Source organism: Xanthomonas sp. PPL134, assembly GCF_040595915.1.
GTDB classification, from domain to species: Bacteria; Pseudomonadota; Gammaproteobacteria; order Xanthomonadales; family Xanthomonadaceae; genus Xanthomonas_A; species Xanthomonas_A indica.
Genome location: NZ_JAMDLL010000003.1, coordinates 339,587 through 355,715, shown reverse-complemented (window position 1 = coordinate 355,715; position 16,129 = coordinate 339,587). Strand labels below are relative to the sequence as shown.

Annotated in this window: 12 protein-coding genes and 1 other RNA gene; 3 read left to right on the top strand and 10 right to left on the bottom strand. The window is 70.2% G+C overall.

What is annotated here, in order from left to right:
• Positions 1 to 108 precede the first annotated feature (108 nt).
• From M3U25_RS09400 to pilG, 4 genes are read right to left on the bottom strand one after another with little or no spacing between them, the layout of a single operon-like run.
• On the bottom strand, positions 109 to 2,145 hold the full coding sequence (locus tag M3U25_RS09400) for a methyl-accepting chemotaxis protein (RefSeq protein WP_355498031.1): 2,037 nt from the start codon (positions 2,143 to 2,145) through the stop codon (positions 109 to 111).
• A 40-nt stretch (positions 2,146 to 2,185) separates the two neighbouring features.
• The gene (locus M3U25_RS09395; protein ID WP_017910264.1) at positions 2,186 to 2,716 is read right to left on the bottom strand and encodes a chemotaxis protein CheW; all 531 of its coding nucleotides are present in this window, start codon (positions 2,714 to 2,716) and stop codon (positions 2,186 to 2,188) included.
• 1 nt (position 2,717) lies between these two features.
• A complete protein-coding gene (locus M3U25_RS09390) occupies positions 2,718 to 3,080 on the bottom strand; it encodes a response regulator (protein WP_010343242.1) in 363 nt (120 codons plus the stop codon).
• Between the two features lie 17 nt (positions 3,081 to 3,097).
• Positions 3,098 to 3,499, bottom strand: coding sequence for a twitching motility response regulator PilG (gene pilG / locus M3U25_RS09385; protein WP_003472648.1), 402 nt, complete (start codon positions 3,497 to 3,499; stop codon positions 3,098 to 3,100).
• A gap of 242 nt (positions 3,500 to 3,741) precedes the next feature.
• On the opposite strand from pilG, the gene gshB reads away from it, so the two are divergent.
• The 3 genes from gshB to M3U25_RS09370 all read left to right on the top strand — a co-directional run bounded on the left by gshB (position 3,742) and on the right by M3U25_RS09370 (position 9,099).
• Positions 3,742 to 4,692, top strand: a complete 951-nt coding sequence (gene gshB / locus M3U25_RS09380; RefSeq protein WP_355498036.1) for a glutathione synthase — start codon at positions 3,742 to 3,744, stop codon at positions 4,690 to 4,692.
• Positions 4,689 to 5,570 carry an energy transducer TonB gene (locus tag M3U25_RS09375; protein WP_355498040.1) on the top strand — a complete coding sequence of 294 codons (882 nt, stop codon included), beginning with the start codon at positions 4,689 to 4,691 and terminating at the stop codon, positions 5,568 to 5,570. Before gshB ends, M3U25_RS09375 begins: the two co-directional genes overlap by 4 nt.
• A gap of 529 nt (positions 5,571 to 6,099) precedes the next feature.
• Entirely contained in the window at positions 6,100 to 9,099 is a 3,000-nt protein-coding gene (locus tag M3U25_RS09370; protein WP_355498042.1) for a TonB-dependent receptor, read from the top strand.
• A 4-nt stretch (positions 9,100 to 9,103) separates the two neighbouring features.
• Here M3U25_RS09370 and M3U25_RS09365 read toward each other — a convergent pair.
• The 6 genes from M3U25_RS09365 to mrcB form a co-directional block, all read right to left on the bottom strand.
• Positions 9,104 to 9,179, bottom strand: a non-coding RNA gene (locus tag M3U25_RS09365) — sX9 sRNA.
• Between the two features lie 122 nt (positions 9,180 to 9,301).
• Entirely contained in the window at positions 9,302 to 10,222 is a 921-nt protein-coding gene (locus tag M3U25_RS09360) for an ADP-ribosylglycohydrolase family protein (RefSeq protein WP_355498045.1), read from the bottom strand.
• Positions 10,219 to 10,923, bottom strand: a complete 705-nt coding sequence (gene tsaB, locus M3U25_RS09355; protein ID WP_355498048.1) for a tRNA (adenosine(37)-N6)-threonylcarbamoyltransferase complex dimerization subunit type 1 TsaB — start codon at positions 10,921 to 10,923, stop codon at positions 10,219 to 10,221. Before tsaB ends, M3U25_RS09360 begins: the two co-directional genes overlap by 4 nt.
• A gap of 61 nt (positions 10,924 to 10,984) precedes the next feature.
• A complete protein-coding gene (locus M3U25_RS09350) occupies positions 10,985 to 12,988 on the bottom strand; it encodes an ATP-dependent DNA helicase (protein ID WP_355498051.1) in 2,004 nt (667 codons plus the stop codon).
• A 162-nt stretch (positions 12,989 to 13,150) separates the two neighbouring features.
• A complete protein-coding gene (locus M3U25_RS09345) occupies positions 13,151 to 13,672 on the bottom strand; it encodes a tetratricopeptide repeat protein (protein ID WP_355498053.1) in 522 nt (173 codons plus the stop codon).
• Between the two features lie 23 nt (positions 13,673 to 13,695).
• Positions 13,696 to 16,128, bottom strand: a complete 2,433-nt coding sequence (mrcB, locus tag M3U25_RS09340) for a penicillin-binding protein 1B (RefSeq protein WP_355498056.1) — start codon at positions 16,126 to 16,128, stop codon at positions 13,696 to 13,698.
• Between the last annotated feature and the right edge of the window lies 1 nt (position 16,129).

The window sequence follows — 16,129 nt, the reverse complement described above, 5'->3', positions numbered from 1 at the left end:
CGCGTCTCCACGGCCGGGCACGCGCCGCGCCGCGCGAGCGCGACGACGGCATGCGGGAGTTGTTCACGGTACGTCATGTGCGCTTCCTTCCACCCGGTTCCGGCCCGCTTACGCCGGCAGCTTGAAGTCGGCGACCGAGCGCCGCAGGTCCGCCGCCAGTTGCGCCAGGCGGCCGATCGATTCGGCGGTCTGTCCCGCGCCTTGCGAGGTCTGTCCGGTGATCTGCCGGATCACGTCCATCGTCTGGGTGATGTCGATCGCCGCCGCCGACTGCTGGTGCGCGGCGATGGAGATGTTCTTGATGAGGGTGTTGAGCGCGTTGGACACGCGCTCGATCTCGGTCAGCGCGGTGCCGGCGTCCTCGGCCAGGCGCGCGCCGGACACCACTTCGGAGGTGGTCTGCTCCATCGAGCTGACCGCTTCGTTGGTATCGGCCTGAATGGTCTGCACCAGGCCTTCGATGCGGCGGGTGGCGCCGGAGGTGCGTTCGGCCAGGCGCTGCACTTCGTCGGCGACCAGAGCGAAACCGCGGCCGGCCTCGCCGGCCGAGGCGGCCTGCACCGCGGCGTTGAGCGCCAGGATGTTGGTCTGCTCGGAAATGTCGTTGATCAGTTCCACGATCGAGCCGATCTCCTGGGTCGACTCGCCCAGGCGCTTGATGCGCTTGGAGGTCTCCTGGATCTGGTCGCGGATCTGGTCCATGCCCTGGATGGTCTCGCGGACCACGCCGGCGCCCTCGGCGGCGATCACCACCGAGCGTTGCGCCACTTCCGCCGATTCGGTGGAGTTGCGCGAGACCTGCTCGATGCTGGCGGCGATTTCGTTGATGCGAACCGAGGCCGAACCGATCTGCTCGGCCTGGTGGCCGGCCGCCTCGGCCAGTTGCCGCGCGGTGGCCTGGGTTTCCTCGGTGGACACGGCGACCTTGGCCGAGGTGTCGTTGATGGTGGTCACCAGGTGGCGCAGCTCGTCGACGGCGTAGTTGATCGCGTCGGCGATGGCGCCGGTCATGTCCTCGGTGACCGAGGCCTTGACCGTCAGGTCGCCTTCGCCGAGTGAGCTGATTTCGTCGAGCAGGCGCATGATCGCCTGCTGGTTGCGGCTGTTGTATTCGACCTGGGTCTGCAGGCGGATTTCCTGCTCGCGGCTGCGGCTGCGCACCGTGGTCCAGACGAAGCCGACGATCGACAGCAGCGCCAGCAGGCCGGAGATCACGCCCAGCCAGAAGTTCGGGAACAGGCGGGTGTCGCGGGTGGAGCCGAACGCGGAGAACGCGTCGAACAGCTTCTTGCTGTCCTCCAGCATCTTGCCCGAGCCGGCGGTCAGCGCCGCAGCGGCGGATTGCGCGGCGAACAGGCTGCGCGAGCTGGCCTGCAGCGCGTCCAGGTCCTTCTTCATTTCCGCCCATTGCGCCTGCGACTGCTCCAGCGCGGCCAAGGCGGCGGCGTTGCGCACCGGGGCGATGCCCAGTTCCTCGTTGCCGTTGCGCAGGCCCTCGAGCATCTGCCCGAACACCACCGAGTCGCGCGCCAGCGCGTCGCCGGCGCTGGCGGCGCCGCGGCCGCCGGCGCGCATTTCGGTGACGCGGCGGGCCATGGTGCCGGCCACCACCACCTGCTGCAGGGTGTTGTAGATCTGCGCGGCGGGGGCGCCGCCGACGGTCATCGCGCGCACCACCTCGTTCAACTGCGCCTGCAGCTGCGGCACGCCGCCGACGAAGCGGTCGGCATTGCCGGCCAGCGCCAGCACCGCCGGTTCGCTGTCCACCACCTGCTGTGCGTTCTTGGCCAGCGGCGCCCAGGTGCCGTTGAGGGTCTGCAACGGCCCGGACACGCCGGTCTCGTTGGCGTAGCGCGCGTTGAGCTCGGCGACGGTGCTCTCCACCTTCGCCTTGGTCTGCTTGAACTGCTTGAAGGTCTCGGCGTTGCCGGACACCGCGTCGCGGGCCTGGTTGGCCAGCTGTTGCGACAGCACCTGCAGGTCGGCCGCGCCGGTGCTGGCGCCGGCCAGGCGGTTGCCCTGCCAGGTGGCCACGCCGGTGTTGGCGCCGAACACGACCAGCGACAGCGCCAGCAGGCCCAGCCAGAAACTCGTGCCCACGCTGCCGAGCTTGCTGGCCTTGCGGGCGTCCGGAGCAGTACTCATGATGCGACCTCGGTCTTCGATGCGGAGGCAGCGCGCGCGCTCAGGCGGCGGCTTGCCGGAATTCGGGAGTGCGCGACAGCAGCGACAGCGAGAACACGCCCCAGTCCTGGGCGTCGCCGCGGAAGGCGCGGTCGATGAAGTGCGCGTAGCGGCCCTGGGCCAGATCGCCCGGCTCCACCGCCTGCGCCTCGGTGAAACTGCGCTGACCGAACAGTTCGTCGATGGTCAGGGCCACGTCGCCGCCGCTCTGGCGCATGATCAGCACGCGCTGGCCTTCCTGCAGCGCGGTGCGCTCGCCTTCCAGGAACTGCTTCAGGTCGACCACCGGGAACAGGTTGCCGCGCAGGTTGCCGACGCCCAGCAGCCACGGCTGCGCGCCCGGCACCGGGGTGACCGGCGGCATGCGCACGATTTCCACCACTTCGCGGAAGTCCGAGACCAGGTGGCGCTTGCCGACGCGGTAGCCGACCCCGCGCCAGACGTCGTCGTCGAAGGCGCGTTCGGGCATCTGCACGGCGTGCGCCAGGCTGCGCCGCTCGTAGGCCTCGAGGATGTCGAAGGGCGAGCGCATGTCAGCCCACCAGCTGGTTGATGCGGGCGATCAGTTCGTCTTCCCGCGGCGGCTTGACGATGTAGTCGGTGGCGCCCTGGCGCATGCCCCAGACCTTGTCGGTCTCCATGCTCTTGGTGCTGATGATCAGCACCGGGATGTGCCGGGTGGCCTCGTCGCGCGACAGCGCGCGGGTGGCCTGGAAGCCGCTCATGCCCGGCAGCACCACGTCCATCAGCACCAGGCTCGGCGCCTGCTCGCGCACCAACTTGATCCCGTCCTCCGCATTGTCGGTGGACAGGACCTGGTGCCCGGCTTTTTCCAGCCATTGCGTGAACACCGCCCGGTCGGTCGGTGAGTCCTCGATCAACAAGATACGGGCCATGCTGCCTTTCCCCCTGGTCAGGCGTTGACGTATGTACGGATCGCGCCCAGCAGCTCTTCGCGTGTAAAGGGTTTGGTGAGGTACTGCTCGGAACCGACGATGCGCCCGCGCGCCTTGTCGAACAGGCCGTCCTTGGAAGACAGCATGATCACCGGCGTGGCCTTGAACAGCTGGTTGCCCTTGATCAGCGCGCAGGTCTGATAGCCGTCCAGCCGCGGCATCATGATGTCCACGAAGATGATCTGCGGCTGCTGGTCGGCGATCTTGGCCAGGGCCTCGAAGCCGTCGGTCGCCGTCACCACTTCGCACCCTTCGCGCTTCAGCAACGTTTCGGCGGTACGACGGATTGTTTTCGAATCGTCGATCACCATCACCCGCAAGCCTGCGAGTTCCCCACCCGCAGTCGTGTTTTCACTCATCACTTGCCCCCAAGCGCGCGACGCTTCATCGGATCCGGCTTCGCTGCGAAACGCCATGTATCCCAAGACCCGCTGCGACTGTCAAGGCCGCCGCTGCCGGTCTGCGTTGAACCACGTAACAGCACAAACTATGTCACAGTTTGACGGATGACGTGCGACACCGCGCGGCCGCGGCCAGCACCCGGTGCGCGGCGCCCCCGCCGACCCGCTACCATCTTCCGCTCAGTCTCTCAGGTGCCCCCATGCCGTTCGATGTCATCGTGGTGATGGACCCCATCGCCAGCATCAAGATCGCCAAAGACACGAGCTTCGCGATGCTGCTGGAAGCGCAGCGCCGCGGGCACCGCCTGCACTACGTGCGCCCCGGCGGGTTGACCCTGCGCGACGGCCGCGCACTGGCCCAGGCCGCGCCGCTGCGGGTGCGCGACGACAAGGCCGGCTGGTTCGAGCTGGACGGCTTCGCCGAGCTGGCGTTCGGCCCCGGGCAGGTGGTGCTGATGCGCAAGGACCCGCCGTTCGATGCCGAGTTCCTGTACGACACCCACGTGCTGAGCGTGGCCCAGCGCGCCGGCGCGCAGGTGGTCAACGACCCGCAGGGCCTGCGCGATTTCAACGAGAAGCTGGCCGCCCTGCTGTTCCCGCAGTGCTGTCCGCCGACCCTGGTGAGCCGCGACGCCGCCACGCTGAAGGCGTTCGTGCTCGAGCATGGCCAGGCGGTGCTGAAGCCGCTGGACGGCATGGGCGGGCGCTCGATCTTCCGCAGCGGCACGGGCGACCCCAACCTCAACGTGATCCTGGAGACGCTGACCGACGGCGGCCGCAAGCTGGCCCTGGCGCAGCGCTTCATCCCGGACATCAGCGCCGGCGACAAGCGCATCCTGCTGGTCGACGGCGTGGCGGTCGACTACTGCCTGGCGCGGATTCCGCAGGGCGACGAGTTCCGCGGCAACCTGGCCGCCGGCGGCCGCGGCGAAGGCCGCCCGCTGAGCGAGCGCGACCGCTGGATCGCCGCCCAGGTCGGCCCGGAGATGAAACGGCGCGGCATGCGCTTCGTCGGCCTGGACGTGATCGGCGACTACCTCACCGAGGTCAACGTCACCAGCCCCACCTGCGTGCGCGAGCTGGACGCGCAGTTCGGGCTCAACATCGCCGGGCTGCTGTTCGACGCCATCGAGGCCTACCCGGCGCGATGAGCGCGGCCGCCGCGACGCCCGCGCCGCGCATCGGCGAGCGCGAACGGCTCAGCGCCACCCTGGTGCTGTCGCTGATCGTGCACGGGCTGCTGATCCTCGGCGTGGGCTTTGCGATCGACGACGATGCGCCGCTGGTGCCGACCCTGGACGTGATCTTCAGCCAGACCAGCACGCCGCTGACCCCGAAACAGGCCGACTTCCTGGCCCAGGCCAACCAGCAGGGCGGCGGCGACCACGACAAACCCCAGCGGCCCCGCGACAGCCAGCCGGGCGTGGTGCCGCAACGCCAGGACGGCCTGGCGCCGCAGGCGCTGCGCGCGCAGACCGCGGCTGCCGCGCCGGAGCCGACCCCGCGCGTGGTCAGCAGCGCGCGCGGCGAGCAGCCGCTGCCGGTGGCACAGACCCAGCCGCGCACCGACGACCCACAGCGGCCGGTGGACGCCCAGCGCGAACAGCGCGATGCCGAAATGGCGCGGCTGGCCGCCGAAGTACATCTGCGTTCGGAGCAGTACGCCAAGCGCCCCAACCGCAAGTTCGTCTCCGCGAGCACCCGCGAATACGCCTACGCCAACTACCTGCGCGCCTGGGTCGACCGCGCCGAGCGCGTCGGCAACCTCAACTACCCCGACGAAGCGCGGCGGCGCCGGCTCGGCGGCCAGGTGGTGATCAGCGTGGGCGTGCGTCGCGACGGCAGCCTGGAAAGCAGCCGCATCCTGCGCTCCAGCGGCGTGCCGATGCTCGATGCCGCCGCGTTGCGGATCGTGCAACTGGCGCAGCCATTCCCGCCGCTGCCGCGCACCGACGACAACGTCGACATCCTGCAGGTGACCCGCACCTGGGTGTTCCTGCCCGGCGGCAGCCTGATCGACGACCGCTGAGCGTAGAGCAGATCAGCCCCTCCCCCACCGGGAGAGGGGTTGGGGTGAGGGTCCGGCGCGTAGCGAGTCGCGAAGTTCGGGCGGGTGAGGCTTCGCCCGCACCCTCATCCGCCCCTTCGGGGCACCTTCTCCCAAGGGGAGAAGGAAGGCGCTGCCCCTCTCCCACCGGGAGAGGGGTTGGGGTGAGGGTCCGGCGCGCAGCGTCTCGGGGTGTTTGGGCACACGAGGCTTCGCCCGCACCCTCATCCGCCCCTGCGGGGCACCTTCTCCCGAGGGGAAAAGGAAAGGCGCTAGCCCCTCTCCCCTCGGGAAAGGGGGTGGGGTGAGGGTATGGCCGCCATGGAGCACCCGGCGGCAAGAGACATAACCATTGGTGCCGCCGACATAACCACGCGGCATTTCTGTGATGGCGGCCCATTAAGGTTAATGGAGCGGGGGAACGTTACCGCGCACATCGCATCATCCAGGACGGGCGGATTCGAGTCGGCGCGGCGTGTCCCCGCCCCACCACCACCCGAGTCACCCCCGCATGCACAACCACCGCTCCCTCCGCAGGCCCGCCCTGCTCGCCCTGGCACTGAGTGCCGCCCTCGCCCTCCCGCCGGCCCAGGCCCAGTCCACCACCGGCGCCGTCGCCGGCCAGGCGCCGGCCGAGACCCAGCGCATCCTGGTCCGCAGCGACAGCGGCCTCAGCCGCGAGGTCACCGTCGACGCGCGCGGCCGCTACAGCATCGGCCAGTTGCCGCTGGGCACCTACACCATCATCGCCAAGGGCGCCGACGGCAGCGTGCTGGGCAGCCGCGACGGCGTCGGCCTCACCGTCGGCGGCGTCACCGAGGTCTCCTTCGCTCCGGCCACCACCAGCCTGGCCGGCGTCCAGGTCAGCGCCGACCGCGCCGCCGCCGCGATCGACGTGAGCAGCGTGGACTCGCGCACGGTGATCAATGCCGAGCAGCTGCAGCGCCTGCCGCTGGGCCGCTCGGCGGAGGCCATCGCGCAACTGGCGCCCGGCGTGGCCGGCAACAGCGGCAGCGGCACCTACATCGGCCCGACCGGCGCGCAGTTGCTCAGCTTCGGCGGTGCCTCCTCGGCGGAGAACGCGTATTACATCAATGGCTTCAACACCACCGACCCGCTGCGCGGCCTGGGCGGGCTGACCCTGCCCTACGGCAGCATCGACCAGTTGGAGGTCTACACCGGCGGCTACAGCGCCAAGTACGGGCGTTCCGACGGCGGCGTGATCAATGCGGTCGGCAAGCGCGGCAGCAACGAATGGCATTTCGGTGGCCAGGCGACCTGGGAGCCGGACGGGCTGCGCTCCTCGCAGCAGGACGTCTACTCGCCTGGCGACGGCAGCCTTTACCGGCCGGACAGCAAGAGCGGCTCCACCCTCAGCACCCAGAGCATCTACGCCGGCGGCCCGCTGATCCAGGACAAGCTGTTCTTCTTCGGCGCGTACGAACTGCAACGGCAGGACGGCGACCGCTTCTACGGCGCGCGCGAGACCACGCCGGGAACCTACTACTACGACTACCAGTACCGCCGGCCGAGCTGGTACGCCAAGCTCGACTGGAACATCAGCGACAGCCAACTGCTGGAGATCACCGGCGCCTCCAGCCGCTACATCACCCGCGGCAAGTACTACGACTACAGCGGTTACGACATCGGCAGCCTGCGCGGCGACGCCAACACCACCAAGACCGGCGGCGACCTGTGGACCGCCAAGTACACCGGCTATCTCACCGACCGCCTGACCTTCAGCGCCCAGTACGGCAAGCAGCGCACCGACGACTACACCGGCAATCCCAGCTACAACGGCGCGCTGACCTACCTCAGCGGCACCTCGTTCCAGAACCCGGCCTACACCGGCGGTACCCCGATCACCAATGCGCAGACCACCTCGCTGCTGGTCGACCCCGCGCGCGGCAACCGCACCGACAACCTGCGCCTGGATCTGAACTACGCCATCGGCGCGCACAGCATCACCATCGGCATCGACAACCAGAACGCGCGCGCACTCAACCGCGGCTCGGTGGCCTCGGGCGATGGCTACTACTGGATCTACGGCCAGGCCAGCCCCAACGTGCCGATCAACACCGGGCTCGGCGTGCCGGCCACCGGCGGTTTCCCCAACGGCCAGGACGGCTACTACGTGCGCAAGTACATCTACAGCGCGCTGGCCTCGGTGCGCTCGGCGCAGCGCGCGCAATACGTGGAGGACAACTGGCAGGTGACGGACCGGTTGCTGCTCAACCTCGGCCTGCGCCTGGACCAGTTCACCAACTACAACCGCGACGGCGCGCCGTACATCAAGCAGACCAGCGGGCAATGGGCGCCGCGGCTGGGCTTCAGCTGGGACGTCGACGGCGATGCGCGCTTCAAGGTCTACGGCAACGCCGGCCGCTACTACCTGGCGCTGCCGCTGAACCCGGCGTTCAACGCCGCCGGCGCCACCCTGGCGACGTCGACCTATTACACCTACGGCGGCATCGACGCCAACGGCTATCCCACCGGCCTGACCCAGATCTCCGGCGCGGTCTCGGCCAACAACAACTACGGCATCCTGCCCGATCCCAAGACCGTCGCCACGCAAGGCATCAAGCCCTCGTTCCAGGACGAGTTCATCCTCGGCTTCACCAAGGCCTGGGGCGACAGCTGGGTCTACGGCGCAAAGGGCACCTACCGCGTCCTGCGCAGCGGCGTGGACGACTACTGCGACAGCGATACCGTATTTGCCGCCGCCGCGGCGCAAGGGCACACGGTGACCCTGGCCAGCAATCCGGTCAGCTGCTGGCTGATCAACCCGGGCCGGGCCAACACCTTCACCCTGGTCGACACCTCGGGCAACTACGTCAAGGTGCCGCTGAGCAACGCGCAGTTCGGCTTCCCGGCATTCAAGCGCAACTACTACGGGCTCAACCTGTCGCTGGAGCACCCCTTCGACCAGCGCTGGTACGGCCGCCTCGACTACACTTGGTCGCGCAGCTACGGCACCACCGAGGGCCAGTTGCTGTCGGGCATCGGCCAGACCGCGGTGTCCACCACCCAGGCGTGGGACTTCGCGCAGTTGATGGAGCACACCAATGGCCCGCAGAGCAACGACCACACCCATCAGTTCAAGTTCTACGGCTACTACCAGATCAACCCCGCGTGGCTGGTGTCGGCCAACTTCAAGCTGATCTCCGGCTCGCCGTTCAGTGCGTTGGGCTCCTACGGCCCCGACCACAGCGACCCCTCCGGCTACGGCATCGCCTATCACTACTACCAGGGCCAGCCGGCGCCTCCGGGCAGCCAGGGCCGCCTGCCGTGGCTGCAGCAACTGGATCTCGGCGTGTCGTGGCGACCGGCCTATGCCGACCGCAAACTGGCTTTCAGCCTGGACGTGTTCAACGTCTTCAACGGCCAGGCCACGCTGTGGAAGTACCCGTACTCGGAGTCGGACCCGGGCAACCCGGACCCGGTATACGGCGCGGCCCTGCTGCGCCAGTCGCCGCGTTCGCTGCGCCTGAGCGTCAGCTACGACTACTGAGAGTGGCCGACAAACCGTCGTGAGCAGTCGCCAGGTGGGTGCCGGCGGCGCGCAGGAACCGCAGCGTGCAAGTGGTACATGCGGATCCCGAGCACCGTCCGCGCCCGCCTGGCGGCTGCGCAGTCGTTTTGTTCGCCGCGTTGAGGCGCGCTGGCGATGCGCACGGGGCGCCGGTCGCGTGTGGCAGGCTTCCTGCCCGGCCTCACGGCACGAGGCTGGCCGCATGCAGGCGATCGGCCAACGCCACGATCTCCGTCGCATCCTGGACCCGCGCGCGCCATGCCGCGGGAATGCCGTGAAGGCCGTAGAACGCGCCAGCGAGCTGGCCGCAGATCGCCGCGGTGGTGTCGGCGTCGTCGCCCAGGTTGGCCGCGCGCAGCACCGCATCGGCGAAGCACTCGGTCGTGGCGAAACACCACAGCGCCGCCGACAGCGCATCGACCACGTAGCCGGTGCCGCGGATCTGCGTCGCCGGCACCGCGGCGTGGTCGCGGATGGCCAGCGCACGCAGCGCCGGTGTCTGCATCGGCGGCGCGCCCGTCGGCTGCAGCACCTGCGCACGGTCCTCGCCCAGCAAGGCGGCACGCAGTTGGAACGCGAACAGCCGGCTGGCATCCAGCACCTCGGCCGCGGCGTGCGTGGTGCGCGAACTGTCGGCGGCACGCGCGGCCAGTTCATCGAGCCGCTGCGCGTAGAACATCGCCACCGGCGCCAGCCGCATCAGTGCGCCGTTGCCGGCCGCGCGCGGGTCGTCGCTGCCGCTGAATGCCGGCCCGCCCTGCAGATAGCGCTCCAGCGCGGCGCGTACCGTATTGCCGATGTCGAAGCACACGCCGGTGCTGCTCATGTAGCCGTGCCGGTACCAGTTGCAGTAGCGGTTCATCTGGTCGGCGGCGTCGAAGCCCTGCCGGTACAGCAGGCTGTGCGCCAGGCACAGCGCCATCGAGGTGTCGTCGGTCCACTGCCCCGGCTGCAGCTCGAACGGGCCGCCGCCGACCATGTCGTCGATCGGCGTAAAGCTGCCGGGCGCCTTGAATTCCAGGGTGGTCCCCAGCGCGTCGCCGACCGCCAGTCCCAGCAGGCACCCGCGGAAGCGGTCGCCGGGCGTCACCGCGACGCTCATCGCGCGGCCCGCTGCGCCTGTTGCTCGGCCAGGGTCAGGGCGACGTTGTCGCGCAGGTACGCCGGTTCGGCGCGTTCCGGTGCGATCGCCTCGCCGCGCGCGTACGCGGCCGCGGCCAGGGTCAGCACGTCGGCGGCATGCGGCAGCGCCTGCACGTCGGCGCTGCGCCAGTGCGCACCGAAGCGCCGCTGCAAGGTGCCATCGACCGCCGCCAAGCCGGTGCCGACCGCGGCCCAGGCCGCCTCCGGTTCCGGCAACACGAAGGCCTCCGGACTCAACACCTGCTCCGCGGTCAGCGCCTGCAGGCCGCCATCGGCCTGCCGCGCGTAGGCCGCGGTGTAGACCTCGCCCATGCGCGCGTCGATCGCCGCCAGCACCCGCGGCGCATCGGCCGGCGCGCGCAGCGCCAGCACCTGCAGCGTGGACACCGGCAGCACCGGCAGCTCCAGGGCCAGGGCGATGCCCTGCGCCACCGCGATCGCCAGGCGCACCCCGGTGAACGCGCCGGGGCCGCGGCCGAAGGCCACCGCATCGAGCTGGCGGCGGCCGATGCCAGCCTCGCTCAGCAACTGCTCGGCCCAGGGCAGCGCCAGTTCGGCATGCCGCCGCGGCGCCAGGTCGAAGCGCTCCAGCACGCGGTCGCCGACCAGCACGGCGACGGAGCAGGCTTCGGTGGAGGTTTCGAAGGCGAGAAGGTTCATCGAGAAGCCGGGAGTGGGGATTCGGGATTGGGGATTCGCAAAAGCAGGAGCGGCGCGGCGGCTAGTCGGATGGCGACAGGCCGGCCTCGGGATTATCGCCCAGCGGCGGGGCCTCGGCGGCGAAGAACTGGCGGACGTCCTCCACGTCGCGGGTGCGGGCGAACGGCGGCAGCGATTCCAGGAAGGTGCGGCCATAGGACTTGGACAGCAGGCGCGGGTCGCACAGCACCAGCACGCCGCGGTCGCGCTCGCTGCGGATCAGCCGGCCCACGCCCTGCTTGAGCGCGATCACCGCCTGCGGCAACTGCTCGTCGCGGAACGGGTTGCCGCCGTCGCGTCGGATCGCCTCAAGGCGCGCCTCGAACACCGGATCGTCGGGTGCGGCGAACGGCAGCTTGTCGATCACCACCACGCTCAGCGCATCGCCGACCACGTCCACGCCTTCGCGGAAGCTGGCCGAGCCAAGCAGCACGCCGTTGCCGGAGGCGCGGAAGCGCTGCAACAGGGTCGCGCGCGGCGCCTCGCCCTGCACGAACAGCGGCCAGGGTCCGTCGCGCAGTGCTTCGGCCGCCTCGCGCAGCGCCCGGTGCGAGGCGAACAGCAGGAAGGCGCGACCTTGCGAGGCCTCCAGCACCGGCTGCAGCGCGGCGATCAGCGCGGTGCCGAAGCCGCGCGCCGCCGGATCGGGCAGCGCCGGCAGGTAGCACAGCGCCTGCCGCGCCCAATCGAACGGGCTGGGCTGCAGCAAGGTCATCGGGTCGCTCAGGCCCAGGCGCGTGGCGATGTGTTCGAACTCGCCCTTCACCGCCAGCGTCGCCGAGGTGAACACCCAGGCCGCGTGCGACGCCTCGCGATGCGCGCGCAGCGGCCCGGACACGTCCAGCGGCGTGCGCTGGCAGCGGAAGCCGCGCGGCGTCAACTCGTACCACAGCACGTCGTTGGACGGCGCGTCCGGTTCCGGCTCGGCCTCGAAATCCGGAATCGGCGCATCCTCGCCGAGCCAGCGGCCCAGCCGCGTGCGCAGTTCGCGCGCGCGCGCCGCGCAGGCGTCGAAGCCGGGCGAGGCCTCGCGCAACACCGCCAGCGGTTCCTGCAGCCGCGCCAGATCGGCCAGCAGCGCGTCGAAGCCGTCGCGCACCTGCGGCTTGGCCAGCAGCCGCCACTGCGTGCCGCGTGCCGGCAGTCCTTCCATCGCCGCGCGCAGTTCGCGCAGGGTCTGTTCCAGCGCCTGCGCCGGCGCCTGCAGGCTGGCCAGCGCGCCGGCGACATGCCGGCTCTCGGCCAGGCAGTCGCGCGCCAGCTCCTGCAGCGGACGCATGCCGAAGCCTTCGCCGAAAAAGTTCGCCGCCAGTTCCGGCAACTGGTGCGCCTCGTCGATCACGAAGGCCTGCGCGCCGGGCAGGATCTCGCCGAAGCCCTCCTGCTTCAGCGCCAGGTCGGCCAGCAGCAGGTGATGGTTGACCACCACCAGGTCGGCCGCCTGCGCGCGCTGCCGCGCCTGCACCACGAAGCACTCGCCCCAGAACGGACACTCGGTGCCCAGGCAGTTGTCCACGGTGGAGGTGACCAGCGGCAGCAGCGGCGAATCGTCGGCCAGCGCGTCCAGCTCGGCGATGTCGCCGAAGCGGGTGCGCCCGCTCCAGGCGACGATGCGCTGGAACTGCGCGATCTGCTCGCGCGCGGTGAACCGCGGCTCGCCGCGGGCCTGCTGCAGGCGATACTTGCACAGGTAGTTGGCGCGCCCCTTCAGCAGCGCGCTGCTCAGGCCCACGCCCAGCGCGGCCCGTACCCGCGGCAGATCGCGGTGGTAGAGCTGATCCTGCAGCGCGCGGGTACCGGTGGAGACGATGGTCTTCAGCCCCGACAGCAACGCCGGCACCAGATACGCATAGGTCTTGCCGGTGCCGGTCCCGGCCTCGGCGAGCAGCACGTCGCGCTGCTCGAACGCCTCGGCGATCGCCGCGGTCAACCGCAACTGCGCCGGCCGCGGCACGAACGCATCGAGCTGGCGTGCAAGCGCACCGCCTTCGCTGAGCGCTTCGGTGCTTGCGTGAGCTAACGACATGGGAATGGGGAGTCGGGAATAGGGAATGGTTGGAGCAGCAGCGCTACCAGCTCACTGTTACTGCCGTCGGCAGAGCGGGAAGACCGAACGCCGCCAGGGTGACGAGCCGCCAGAAACGCAGCTTTTACCCATTCCCCATTCCCGACTCCCCATTCCCGGCCCTTAGTACCGCTTGATCCCCGGCACCGTGCACCCCGCGATCTGCGCGTGCGCCGAGGCGGCGTTTTCCTTCTGCCCGCGGGCCAGGCGTGCCTGTTCGATGGTCGCCCAATGGCGGCGGCACAGCGGGCCGGTCTGCGAGCCCAGGTCGATGGCGCGCTTGGCGAAGGCTTCGGCCTGCGCATCGTCCTTCTGCAGCAGCGCCACTTCGGCGCGGTCCTGCAACAGCGCCGGGTCGTCCGGCACCAGCTTCAGCGCCTGGTCCAGGGCCGCGGCGGCGCCGGCAAGGTCGCCGGCGGTGCGCTTGCGCTTGGCGCTCTCGCGCAGGTCCTCGACTTCCGGATCGCGCAGCGGCTGCACGCTCAGTTCGGTGTCGTCGGCACCGCCGCTGGCGTCGATCGCGGCGAGGCGCTGCGCCGGCGTGGTGGTGTCCACCGGCACGGCCGGGGGCGGCGGCGGCGGCGCGCTGACGCAGGAGGCGAGCAGCAGGCTGAAGGCGGCGATGGCGGGAAGACGTGCGGTCATGAGCGGTATCCGGAATCCGGGAATCAATGCGCCGGCGGCGGCGTGGCCGCGTCGGCAGGCGGGTCTTTCTTCTTGTCCAGGCCGAACCAGCTACGCCAGCCGCCGCCCTGGTGTTCGCCCTCGGCGGGCGCGGCCTCTTCCGGCAGCGCCTGCGGCGGCGTGCACGCGGCGTACGCCGGCACGAAGCCGACCACGAACGGGAACTGGCGCGCGCCGGGGCATGTCGCGTCGGTGCTGTTGTACCCCACCGGGTCCATCCACTGCCAGTCGATGCCCTTGCCCTGCACCTGCAACGGCGCGCTCGGCAGCCGCGAGAAAATGCCCGACCACACCCGCATCGCGCCGGTGGCGCCGTACAGACCAGTCTGCTTGTTCTGGTCGTTGCCGATCCAGATCACCGCCAGGTGATCGCCCGTGTAGCCGGCGTACCAGCTGTCCACGCCGTCGTTGCTGGTGCCGGTCTTGCCGGCCGGCGACAGCTTGCCCAGGCCGTCGCTGAGCAGTTGCCGCGCGGTGCCGTTGCTGACCACCTGCTGCAGCGCCATGCCGACCAGGTTGGCGGCGATGGAGTCGCCCTCCTGCGCCGGCGCCGGGGTCTTGTCGTAGCGCTTGAGCAGCTTGCCCTGCGGATCGAGCACGCCGCGCACCGCATGCAACGGCTGGATCTCGCCGCCGGAGGCCAGGAACTGGTACAGCTGCGCCATCGCGTACGGGCTCTGGTCGGTGGCGCCGAGGATCAGCGAGGGATTGACCTCGGCCTCGATGCCGGCCAGCACCTTCACCAGTTGCGCCACGCGCTCCGGCCCGACCTGCATGCCGACGCGCACCGTGGCCTGGTTGTAGGAATGCGCCAGCGCATCGACCACGCGCACGGTGCCGTGACTGCGGCCATCGGAATTGCCCGGACTCCAGGTGCGGCCGCGGCCCAGTTGCACGGTGACCGGCGTGTCGTCGACCCAGCTGGCCAGCGAAAAACGGTCCGGCTGCGCCAGCGCCAGCAGGTACACGAACGGCTTGAGCAGCGAACCGACCTGGCGCTGCGCCTCGATCGCGCGGTTGAAGCCGGGCTGGGCCACGTCGCGGCTGCCGACCACCGCCAGCACCTCGCCGTTGTGGGTGTCGGTGAGCACCAGGCCGGCCTGCAGCGGCGGGCGCTTCTTGTTGGTCTCCAGCGCGGTGATGGTGCGCGTGACTGCGCCTTCGGCATAGGCCTGCGCCGACGGCGACATGCCGGTGAGCACGCTCAGGCCGGCGCCCTGCAGCGCGCTTTCGGGGTAATCGCGCGCCAGCTGGCGCCGCACCAGGTCGACATAGGCCGGGAAGCGGTTGGCGGCGACCAGGCCGGGTTCGGCCGGCACGCCCAGCGGTGCGGCCAGCGCCTTGCGGTAGGTGGGTTCGTCGATCAGCTCGCTCTCGCGCAGCTTGCCCAGCACGAAGTTGCGCCGGTCCAGCGCGCGCTCGGGATAGCGCCGCGGGTCGTAGTAGGACGGCCCCTTGACCAGGCCGATCAGCAGCGCCACCTGCTCCGGCGCCAGCGCATCGAGTTCGCGGCCGAACCAGAACTCCGCACCGGACGCGACACCATGCACCGCCTGGCTACCGCGCTGGCCCAGGTACACCTGGTTGAGATACGCCTCCAGGATGGTGCGCTTGTCGTAGCGCGCCTCCATGATCAGCGCGTACAGGATCTCGTTGAACTTGCGGGTGACCGTCTGTTCCTTGCCGATGCCGAGCAGGCCGCTGCGCGCCAACTGCTGGGTCAGGGTGCTGGCGCCCTGCCGGCTCTTGCCGCCGGAGCGCACCATCACCCAGGCCGCGCGGACCATGCCGCTCAGGTCGATGCCGTGGTGCGAATTGAAGTCGCGGTCCTCGACCGCCTGCAAGCCGGTGACCAGCAGTTCCGGCACCTCGTCCACGCGCACCAGGCGCCGCTCTTCCTGCTTCTGCCCGTACAGCGTGGCGATGCGCGCCGGATCCAGCCGCGCGGCCTTGAGCGCCTTGCGCGTCTGCGCATCGCGCAGCGCCACCACGCGGCCGCCGGCCAAGCCGACCTCGATGCGCCGCGGCGCGACCCGCCCGTCGACGTCGACGTAGCCGCGGCTGGCGATGGTGAAGCGGCTGCCGTCCTGCTGGTAGCTGCCGGGGCGCTCGGCACCGGCGTCGGCGCGATAGCTGGCCGCATCCAGTTCGGTCTTCAGCGTCTGCGGGTCCATCGCCGTGTCCGGCGCCAGCACCAGCGGGCGCGCGTAGACACGGGTGGGGATCTGCCAGCGCAGTTCGCCGAAACGCTGGGTGACCTGTTTGTTCAGATAGACCGTGTATGGAATCAGGAAGCCCAGGCCGAGTGCGGCGGCGGCCAGGCCCCAGGTGAGCAGGCGCCGGCGCCATACGGCGGCGGGGCTGTCCAGGGCGTCGTCCTGATCGTCGGTGTCGTGATCGTCGTAGCGTCGGGGCACG